Origin of the sequence: Burkholderia catarinensis (genome assembly GCF_001883705.2) — a bacterium.
Classification (GTDB): Bacteria; Pseudomonadota; Gammaproteobacteria; order Burkholderiales; family Burkholderiaceae; genus Burkholderia; species Burkholderia catarinensis.
In genome coordinates this window covers 272,935-282,073 of record NZ_MDEQ02000010.1, presented here as the reverse complement: position 1 = coordinate 282,073, position 9,139 = coordinate 272,935, and the positions used below count along the sequence as shown (strand labels likewise).

Genomic DNA, 9,139 nt, shown 5'->3' with positions numbered 1-9,139 from the left:
CGCTGTTCGATGACGGACGGCTACGACTGCTATCAGAATGCTCTGGCCGAGCGGGTCAACGGCATCCTCAAGGGCGAGTTCCTGTTGCAACGTCCCGCTGACCTTGAGCAGGCCGCCAAGATGGTCGAACAGTCGGTTCGCATCTATAACCACGAGCGGCCACATGCCGCTCTGAAATACAAAACGCCCGATGCGGTGCATCGGGCGCTCTAGGGTCTGGATACTGTCAACCTATTCCAGGACTTGACAGTGCGCCGACCGCGTGGCTTACGCGTCGCCGCCGATCTGGTCGATGCAGTAGCGTGCGATCGCGTCGAGCACGCCGTCGTCTTCGCCGACGGCCGTCGCGCAGCGAATCTCGACGCCGGGATGCGCGGCGCGGCATGCGTCGACGAGCTGCGGCAGGTCGCGGCGGACATGGCCGCCCTGGCCGAAGAACACGGGCACCACGGTGATGTGCGCACAGCCGGCCGCGACCTGCGCGGCAACGGCGTCACCGAGCGACGGCGTCATCAGTTCGAGGAACGCGAGCGACACGTGCGCCGCGGGGGAGCCGGCCCCGCGCAGCCGCGCGGCGAGCCGCTCGAACGGCTCGGCCCAGCGCGGGTCGCGGGCGCCGTGGCCGAACAGGACGATACCGTGCGAACTCATGTCGAAGCCTCCGTCGTGGCGCGGCGCTCAGTGCCGGTCGACCCACTTGAGCGCGAACAGGCCGAGCGCGAGATAGATGAGGCCCGGCGTCGCCGCCGTCAGCGGCGCGGGCCACGTGTTCAGCGTGCCGATATGCGAGAACAGCGTATTGAGGAGCTGGAAACTCATGCCGAGCATGATGCCGCCGAACACCTTCACGCCGACCACGCCCGCCCGCGTGTGCAGATAGGCGAACGGCAGCGACAGCACGAGCATCACGAATACCGCGAACGGATACAGCAGCTTGCGCCACAGCGCGATGTCGTAGCGCTGCGTGTCCTGCTGGTTTTCACGCAAGTGCTGGATGTAGCGGAACAGGTTGATGATCGACATGCGCTCCGGCGACACGAGCAGCACCGACAGGATCTGCGGCGTCAGGTCCGAGCGCAGCCGGTATTCGGGCAGCGATACCTGCTGCGACCGGTAGACGGGGTTCAGCGCGTCGGGGGCCTGGCCGCTGATCGGCTTGATCGGCGTCAGTTCCGTTTCGGTGACGCCCTTCAGCAGCCAGTGGCCGGGCGGCTCGTAGCGGCCCGTCTGCGCGATCCGCACATTCTGCAGCTGGAATTTCGAGTCGAACTCGTAGATGCGCACGTTGCTGATCGTCGAGTCGGGCGACAGGCTGCCGACGTTGACGAAGCGCGTGACCTGCTCGCCGTTTTCGCGGGCCGCGAGCGTGTCCTTCACCCATACGCCGGACTGGAAGTTCGACGACACCGACGCGCCGAGCGCCTGCAGCCGCACGCGCTCGGACAACTGGTCGGCGTACGGGCCGACGAATTCGCCGATCAGGTAGGTGACGATCACGAGCGGCACGCCGATCTTCAGCAGCGAGCGCAACGCCTGGTTGGTCGCGAGGCCCGACACGCGGAAGATCGTGAATTCCGAGTTCGCGGCCATCTGCGCGAACACGTAGATCGCGGCGATCAGCGCGGCGACCGGGATGATTTCGTAGAAGCGCGACGGGGTCTGCAGCGCAACGCGCAGCACCGCATAGCCGAACTTGTAGTTGCCGTGCCCGATCGAGTTCAGTTCACTGATCAGGTCGAAGAAGAAGAACAGGCCCGAGAACGCGAACAGGATGAAGACGAACGTGACGTAGATCTGTCGCGCGAAGTACTTTTCATAGAGCCGCATCGATCATGCTCCCGAGCGGCCGAACAGCGCGCGTGTAAACAGCGGACGATTGCGCACGCGCAACCAGAAGATGACGGCGACGATCACCGCAACGAGCACGTGCAGGCCGACGAGGCCGACGCCGAACGACATCTTGCCCTGTTCGATCTGCGCCTGCACGACGTTCAGCAGGTTCGAGTACGTGAGGTAGATCAGCACGGCCATCACGAGGTTGATCGTGCGGCTGCGGCGCGGGTTCTGGTACGCGAGCGGGATGCCGAGCACCATCAGGTTGATCGCGATCAGCGGCAGCCCGGCGCGCCACGCGAATTCCGCGAGGTTGTCGCGCGTCGGGTTGCGCAGCAGGTCGGGCGTCGGCGTGCTGTTGGTGGTCGGCACGTTGACGACGGGCGTGCTCGTGATCTTCACGCCGTAGCGCTCGAACTCCATGATCTTGAAGTTCGGCTGGCCGGGCGTGCCGTCGTAGCGGCGGCCGTCCTCCAGGACGACGAAACGGCTGCCGTCCCGCGTTTCCGTATGACCCGTCTGCGACACGACGACGTTGACCTTGCCGTTCTCGGTCGACGTGACGAACACGTTCTGTACCTTGCTCTGGTCGGGCGTCATCTTCTCGATGAAGAACACGCGGTGGTTCGTGGCCGACTCGCGGAACTGGCCCGGCGCGAGCAGCGAGATTTCGTCGCGCTGCTGGAAGCGAGCCTTGATCAACTTGCTCTGCTGGTTCGACCACGGCCAGCCGACGAATGCGAAGAAGGCGATCAGCAGGATGATCGGCGTGGCGAACACGCCGATCGGCTTGATGAGGCGCGTGAGGCTCACGCCCGACGCGAGCCACACCACCATTTCGGAGTCCCGGTACCACCGGGTCAGCACGAACAGGATCGACACGAACAGCGTGACGACGAGCATCACGGCGAGGTAGCCGATTACGGTCAGGCCGATCAGCACGAGCACGTCCCGCGGATCGATTTCACCGGACGCGGCGTAGCCGACGATGCGGATCATCATCGTCGTGAGCATGATCGTGAGTAGCACCATGAACACGGCGCCAGCCGTATACGCAAGCTCGCGCTGGAGGGAGCGTTCGAAGATCATTCTTGATGAGAAGAGGGCGGGAGGCTGCGCACGCGTGGTGGAGCGCTCGCGCCGCCACGGGAAAAATAGCGGATAATTGCGGCTTTCATCCTTAGCCCAGATTTTATCCGAGGACAAGCGCGATGGACTTTAGCATAAAAGGCTGTGATTGGAGCAAAGGCGAGGCCAAGGGGTTCCTGACCGGGAAGTCCGACTGCATCGTGCTCGGCATCTTCGAGGCGCAGACGCTTTCCGGCGCGGCGCTCGACATCGACACGGCCACCAAGGGGCTGATCGCGCGCGTGGTGAAGGCCGGCGACATGGACGGCAAGCGCGGCAAGACGCTGTTCCTGCACGAAGTGTCGGGGATCGGCGCGTCGCGCGTGCTGCTCGTCGGCCTCGGCAAGCAGGATGCTTTCAATCAGAAAGCCTATAACGACGCGGTCACGGCCGCGTGGCGCGCGCTGCTGGCGACCAAGATCGTCCAGGTCACGTTCACGCTCGCGCAACTGCCGGTCGACGAGCGCAGCTCCGACTGGGGCGTGCGCGCGGCGATTCTCGCGCTGCGCAACGAGACCTACCGCTTCACGCAGATGAAGAGCAAGCCGGAACCGGCGTCGCACACGCTCAAGCGCGTCGTGTTCAGCGTCGATCCGTCCGACGAAAAGGCCGCGAAGGTCGCGGTCAAGCAGGCCGTCGCGCTCGCGAACGGGATGGATCTCACCCGTGACCTCGGCAATCTGCCCGGCAACGTCTGCACGCCGACCTATCTCGGCAACACCGCGAAGACGATCGCGAAGGATTGGGGCCTGAAGGCCGAAGTCCTCGGGCTTAAGCAGATCCAGGCGCTGAAGATGGGCTCGTTCCTGTCGGTCGCGCGCGCGTCGGTCGAGCCGCCGCAGTTCATCGTGCTGCACTACCAGGGTGCCGCCGCGAAGGCCGCGCCGGTCGTGCTGGTCGGCAAGGGCATCACGTTCGACACGGGTGGCATCTCGCTGAAGCCGGGCGAGGGCATGGACGAGATGAAGTACGACATGTGCGGCGCCGGTTCCGTGCTCGGCACGATGCGCGCGGTCGCCGAGATGGGCCTGAAGATCAACGTCGTCGCGATCGTGCCGACTTGCGAGAACATGCCGGGCGGCAACGCGACGAAGCCGGGCGACATCGTCACCAGCATGAAGGGCCTGACGATCGAGGTGCTGAACACCGACGCCGAAGGCCGCCTGATCCTGTGCGACGCGCTCACGTATGCCGAGCGCTTCAAGCCGGCCGCCGTGATCGACGTCGCGACGCTGACGGGCGCATGCATCATTGCGCTCGGCCACCACAACAGCGGCCTGTTCTCGAAGGACGACGCGCTCGCGGGCGAGCTGCTCGACGCGTCGCGCGAGGCGAACGACCCGGCATGGCGCCTGCCGCTCGACGACGAGTACCAGGATCAGCTGAAGTCGAACTTCGCAGATCTCGCGAACATCGGCGGGCGTCCGGCGGGTAGCGTGACGGCGGCGTGCTTCCTGTCGCGCTTCACCGACAGCTACCCGTGGGCGCACCTCGACATCGCCGGCACCGCATGGAAGAGCGGCGCCGCGAAGGGGGCGACGGGCCGTCCGGTGCCGCTGCTCGCGCAGTTCCTGATCGACCGCGCCGGCCAGTGATGGCGGTGCTGACGACGATGCGGGTACGCGGGCAATGACGCGGATCGATTTCCACTCGAACGTCGGCGATTCGCTCGCGTACGCGTGCCGGCTGCTGCGCAAGGCCTACCAGGCCGGGCAGCCGGTCGTCGTGCTCGCCGAGCCCGCGCGCCTGCGCGCGCTCGACGAGCGGCTCTGGACGTTCTCGCCGCTCGATTTCATCCCGCATTGCGGCGTCGACAGCGAGCACGCAGCCGGCACGCCGATCGTGCTGGCCGCCGATCTCGACCGCACGCCGCATCATCACGTGCTGCTGAACCTCGGCGCGGCCGTGCCGGCGCAGTTCGCCCGCTTCGAGCGCCTGCTCGAAGTGGTCGGCAACGCGCCGGACGAACTGGCCGCGGGCCGCGACCGCTACCGGTTCTACCGCGATCGCGGATACGCGCTGAACAATTACAAGCAAGGCAGCTAGCCGCAACCGTCGACGGAGTGTTGCCGTGACAGAAGCCGATTCATCCTCGATCCCGACGCTGACCGACGTGCTGGTGCCGGGCAAGCCGGCGCCGGCGCGTTCACCCGCGCCCGACGTATCGCAGCAGCCGCACGACAGCGCGGCGATTCCGGTGCTCACCGACGTGATCGCGCCGGGCGCCGCGGGTTCGGCGCCGGTCGATTCCATGAAAAGCGTGGCCGACCCCGAATCCGTCGTGGTCGAACCCGTGCCGACTCCGCACGTGCCGGCGGTCGAACTGCCCGGCGACGTGGCGACGGCTGCCGCTGCGGCGGTGGGCGAGACCGATGCGCCGGCCGAACCCGGCGCATCGGAGCGTGTGGTGGCCGAAGACGCGGCGGCGATGAATGCGCCGCTGCGGTCGTCGCTGACTGACGACGTGCCGCAGCACGCGTTCGCCGCGGTTGCGCGCGAAGCGGTCGGACAGGCGCCCGAGACGGCGATGCCCGAGGCGGTCGTACCGTCCGAGGCGCCGCAGCCGGACGGCGGGGCGGCAGCCGGGCTGACGCCGGAAGATGCGCAGCGCATCGCCGAGCGCCTGCGCAATCGCGTGACGAACTATCTGACCGGGGCTGGGCGCGAGGCCATCGAGGCTCGCTGTCGCGACGCGCTGCATGAGCATTCGGCCTGGCTGGTCGGCCAGATCACGCGCGAGGTGGCGCTGGCGCTGGAAACCGAGGTCATGGACTGGGTCCGCGACGCGGTCGACGAAGAGATCGCACGCCGCCGCGCCGGTCATTCCGGCTGAGCGTGCGGCCGTTCCGGCGACAAAAAACAGGGTGCGGTTCCGGCAGGCGCCGGCGAAGCGGCCGGTGAGGAACCGGTCAGCCGGCGCAGGCCCGCCTGTCGGCGAAGCCCGGCACAACGGTTATCCCCGTTCGGGGTATCGGGTTCAGCGTAGCGACAGCACCCATTGCGCGAGCGCGTGGGCTTCGGTGTTCGTCAGTTGCGTATTGGCAGGCATCGGCACGCTGCCCCATACGCCGACGCTGCCTTTCACGATCGATTGGGCAAGGTAATCGCCGGCGTCGCCGCGCGCTGCATACTTGCCGGCGATGTCGCGGAGCGACGGGCCCATCAGCGGTTTGCCGATCGCGTGGCAGGCCATGCAGTTCTTGCGCTGCGCGAGCGCGAGCCCGTCGGCCTGGTCGGCGCGCGCCGCCGCTGCGCTGCCGGTCAGCAGCGTGGCGAGCAGGACGCGCAATATCGTCTGTTTCATGCAGTTCTCCGCCGGCGGGGACGGCCGGCTTCATGGTCCGCAGATTATAAAAGCAAAGGGAAAGCACGTTTTGCGCGTTCCCCCGGCGGCCATGTTTATTGGGGTCGCATGTCGTGACGAACCCGCGTCAACCCGTGACGGCGCCTTTGTTCGCCGGCCGCGCGAGGGCCGCGAATTTCGCGAGCACGCCGCGCGTGTAGCGTGGCGCCGGCTGTTGCCACGCGGCGCGGCGGCGCGCGAGTTCCGCATCGTCGACGTTCAGTTGCAGCAGCAGCCGGTGCGCGTCGATCGTGATCGAGTCGCCCTCCTGCACGAGCGCGATCGTGCCGCCGACGAACGCCTCGGGCGCGACGTGGCCGACCACCATGCCCCAGGTGCCGCCCGAGAAGCGGCCGTCCGTGATGAAGCCGACCGATTCGCCGAGCCCCTTGCCGATGATCGCGGACGTCGGCGCGAGCATTTCCGGCATGCCGGGGCCGCCCTGCGGGCCGAGGTAGCGCAGCACGAGGATGTCGCCCGCGCGGATCCGGTCGCCGAGGATCGCATCCATCGCGCTCTGCTCGTCGTCGAACACGCGTGCGGGGCCCGTGATCACCGGGTTTTTCAGGCCGCTGATCTTCGCGACCGCGCCGTCTTCCGCGAGGTTGCCTTTCAGGATTGCAAGATGGCCTTCCTTGTACAGCGCGCGGTCGATCGGGACGATCACGTCCTGGTCCGCGCGCGGCACGCTCGGCACGTCCTTCAGTTCGTCCGCGATCGTGCGGCCGGTGATCGTCAGGCAGTCGCCGTGCAGCAGCCCCGCGTCGAGCAGGATCTTCAGCACCTGCGGAATCCCGCCGGCCTGGTGCAGGTCGGTCGCGACATACTTCCCCGACGGCTTCAGGTCGCAGATCACGGGCACGCGCTTGCGGATGCGCTCGAAGTCGTCGATCGTCCAGTCGACTTCGGCCGCGTGCGCGATCGCGAGATAGTGCAGTACCGCATTGGTCGAGCCGCCCGTCGCCATGATCACCGACACCGCGTTCTCGATCGACGCCTTCGTGATGATGTCGCGCGGCTTCAGGTCGCGCTTCACGGCCTCGACGAGCACGCGCGCCGATTCGGCCGCCGAATCGACTTTCTCCTGGTCGGGGTTCGCCATCGTCGACGAGTACAGCAGCGACATCCCGAGCGCCTCGAACGACGAACTCATCGTGTTCGCGGTGTACATGCCGCCGCACGAACCCGACGTCGGGCACGCGTTCTGCTCGACGCCTTCGAAATCTTCCTGCGACATCCGGCCCGCGGTGAATTCGCCGACGGCCTCGAACGACGACACGATCGTCAGATCCTTGCCTTTCCAGTGGCCGGGGCGGATCGTGCCGCCGTACACGTAGATGCCCGGCACGTTCAGGCGCGCAAGCGCGATCATCCCGCCCGGCATGTTCTTGTCGCAGCCGCCGACGACGACCACGCCGTCCATCCACTGGCCCTGCACGCAGGTCTCGATGCAGTCGGCGATCACCTCGCGAGACACGAGCGAGTACTTCATGCCTTCGGTGCCCATCGACATGCCGTCCGAAATCGTCGGCGTGCCGAAGATCTGCGGGTTCGCGCCGGACGCCTTCACGGCCACGACGGCCGCGTCCGACAGGCGCTGCAGGCCGGAATTGCATGGCGTGATCGTCGAGTGGCCGTTCGCGATGCCGACCATCGGCTTGTCGAAATCGTCCTTCTGGTAGCCGAGTGCGTAATACATCGAGCGGTTCGGCGAACGGGCCACGCCTTGCGTGATGTGCTTCGAGCGACGGTTGTACGACATGGGGGACTCCATCGTTGTCTGGGCGACGCCGCGCGAGCGGCGCGCCGGTTCGGATCAAACAAGAATGGAGTTTCCGGATTGGGATGTCCAATATATTATTTGTCGCCTATTAAGTCGTTTTTCGAATGAGTGAGGCATGGCCGACCCGACACCCGACCTGCGCCAGTGGCGCTATTTCGCGACCGTTGCCGACGAGCGCCATTTCGGCCGCGCGGCCGAACGCCTGTCGATGACGCAGCCGCCGCTGTCGCAGGCGATTCGCGCGCTCGAAGACAGGCTCGGCGTCGCGCTGTTCGTGCGCACCAAGCGCTCGGTGGCGCTGACGGCGGTCGGCGCGGCGCTGTTGCCCGACGTGCGCCGGCTGCTTGCGTCGGCCGATGCGCTGCCACCGCTCGCGCGGAGGCTTGCGCGCGGCGAGGCCGGCTCGCTGTCGCTCGCGTTCGTGTCGACCGCCGATTACGGGCTGCTGCCGTCGCTGCTGCGCGCGTTCGGCGCGCGCTATCCGCAGGTGCGCCTGCAACTTGCTGAGGCGACGAGCGACGTGCAGATCGACGAACTCGTCGCCGGCCGCATCGACGCGGGGCTCGTCATTCCGCCCGTGCCGCCGCGTCACGCGGCCGGGCTGTCGTACCTGCCCGTCGTGCGCGAACCGCTGGTGGTCGCCATGCCGGCCACCGGAGTGCCGGCCACAATGTCCAACTCGCCTGAAGACGAGCCCGTGCATCTCGCCGATGTCGCCGCGTTGCCGCTCGTGATCTTTCCGCGTCGTTTGGCGCCCGGCTTTTATGACATCATTACGGGCTGCTACGGCGCGGCGGGGGAAACTCCGCGCATCGGCCAGGAGGCGATCCAGATGCAGACGATCGTCAGCCTCGTGTCGGCCGGCATGGGCGTCGCACTGGTGCCGCAATCGCTGCGTAACCTGCGGCGCACCGGCGTGGTCTACCGGCCGCTCGCCGGTCAGGCACCGGTCGTCGAGACGGGCCTCGTGTGGCGTACGGGCGACGTGAGCCCCGTGCTCGCCGGCTTCATCGACGTCGTACGCGCGCAGGGCGTTGCCGCGTGACGTGAAC

General features: G+C 67.0%; 10 protein-coding genes. 5 read left to right on the top strand and 5 right to left on the bottom strand.

Going from position 1 to position 9,139, the window contains the following annotated elements; genetic code table 11:
* A partial coding sequence (locus tag BFF94_RS18705) for an integrase core domain-containing protein (protein WP_219139647.1) occupies window positions 1–213 on the top strand: 213 nt, incomplete at its 5' end.
* Window positions 214–267: 54 nt separating this feature from the next.
* Here the strand turns inward: BFF94_RS18705 and BFF94_RS18700 are convergent.
* The 3 genes from BFF94_RS18700 to lptF are packed head-to-tail and all read right to left on the bottom strand — an operon-like array spanning window position 268 to window position 2,922.
* Window positions 268–651, bottom strand: coding sequence for a sirohydrochlorin chelatase (locus tag BFF94_RS18700; RefSeq protein ID WP_219139646.1), 384 nt, complete (start codon window positions 649–651; stop codon window positions 268–270).
* A 27-nt stretch (window positions 652–678) separates the two neighbouring features.
* Window positions 679–1,827: an LPS export ABC transporter permease LptG gene (gene lptG / locus BFF94_RS18695; protein ID WP_128842941.1), complete on the bottom strand. Its 1,149-nt coding sequence runs from the start codon at window positions 1,825–1,827 to the stop codon at window positions 679–681.
* 3 nt (window positions 1,828–1,830) lie between these two features.
* Window positions 1,831–2,922, bottom strand: coding sequence for an LPS export ABC transporter permease LptF (lptF, locus tag BFF94_RS18690; RefSeq protein ID WP_128842940.1), 1,092 nt, complete (start codon window positions 2,920–2,922; stop codon window positions 1,831–1,833).
* A gap of 122 nt (window positions 2,923–3,044) precedes the next feature.
* On the opposite strand from lptF, the gene BFF94_RS18685 reads away from it, so the two are divergent.
* Genes BFF94_RS18685 through BFF94_RS18675 form a run of 3 tightly spaced genes read left to right on the top strand, consistent with a single transcriptional unit; the run spans window position 3,045 to window position 5,794 of the window.
* Entirely contained in the window at window positions 3,045–4,556 is a 1,512-nt protein-coding gene (locus BFF94_RS18685) for a leucyl aminopeptidase (protein ID WP_128842939.1), read from the top strand.
* Window positions 4,557–4,590: 34 nt separating this feature from the next.
* On the top strand, window positions 4,591–5,007 hold the full coding sequence (locus tag BFF94_RS18680; protein WP_128842938.1) for a DNA polymerase III subunit chi: 417 nt from the start codon (window positions 4,591–4,593) through the stop codon (window positions 5,005–5,007).
* 25 nt (window positions 5,008–5,032) lie between these two features.
* Entirely contained in the window at window positions 5,033–5,794 is a 762-nt protein-coding gene (locus tag BFF94_RS18675) for a DUF2486 family protein (RefSeq protein WP_128842937.1), read from the top strand.
* Between the two features lie 144 nt (window positions 5,795–5,938).
* Here BFF94_RS18675 and BFF94_RS18670 read toward each other — a convergent pair whose 3' ends face one another.
* Together BFF94_RS18670 and ilvD are read right to left on the bottom strand one after the other, a co-directional pair.
* The gene (locus tag BFF94_RS18670) at window positions 5,939–6,265 is read right to left on the bottom strand and encodes a c-type cytochrome (RefSeq protein WP_128842936.1); all 327 of its coding nucleotides are present in this window, start codon (window positions 6,263–6,265) and stop codon (window positions 5,939–5,941) included.
* A 127-nt stretch (window positions 6,266–6,392) separates the two neighbouring features.
* Window positions 6,393–8,066, bottom strand: a complete 1,674-nt coding sequence (ilvD, locus tag BFF94_RS18665; RefSeq protein ID WP_128842935.1) for a dihydroxy-acid dehydratase — start codon at window positions 8,064–8,066, stop codon at window positions 6,393–6,395.
* Window positions 8,067–8,202: 136 nt separating this feature from the next.
* Here ilvD and BFF94_RS18660 point away from each other — a divergent pair, with 136 nt between their 5' ends.
* A complete protein-coding gene (locus tag BFF94_RS18660) occupies window positions 8,203–9,132 on the top strand; it encodes a LysR family transcriptional regulator (protein WP_219139645.1) in 930 nt (309 codons plus the stop codon).
* Window positions 9,133–9,139: the final 7 nt, after the last annotated feature.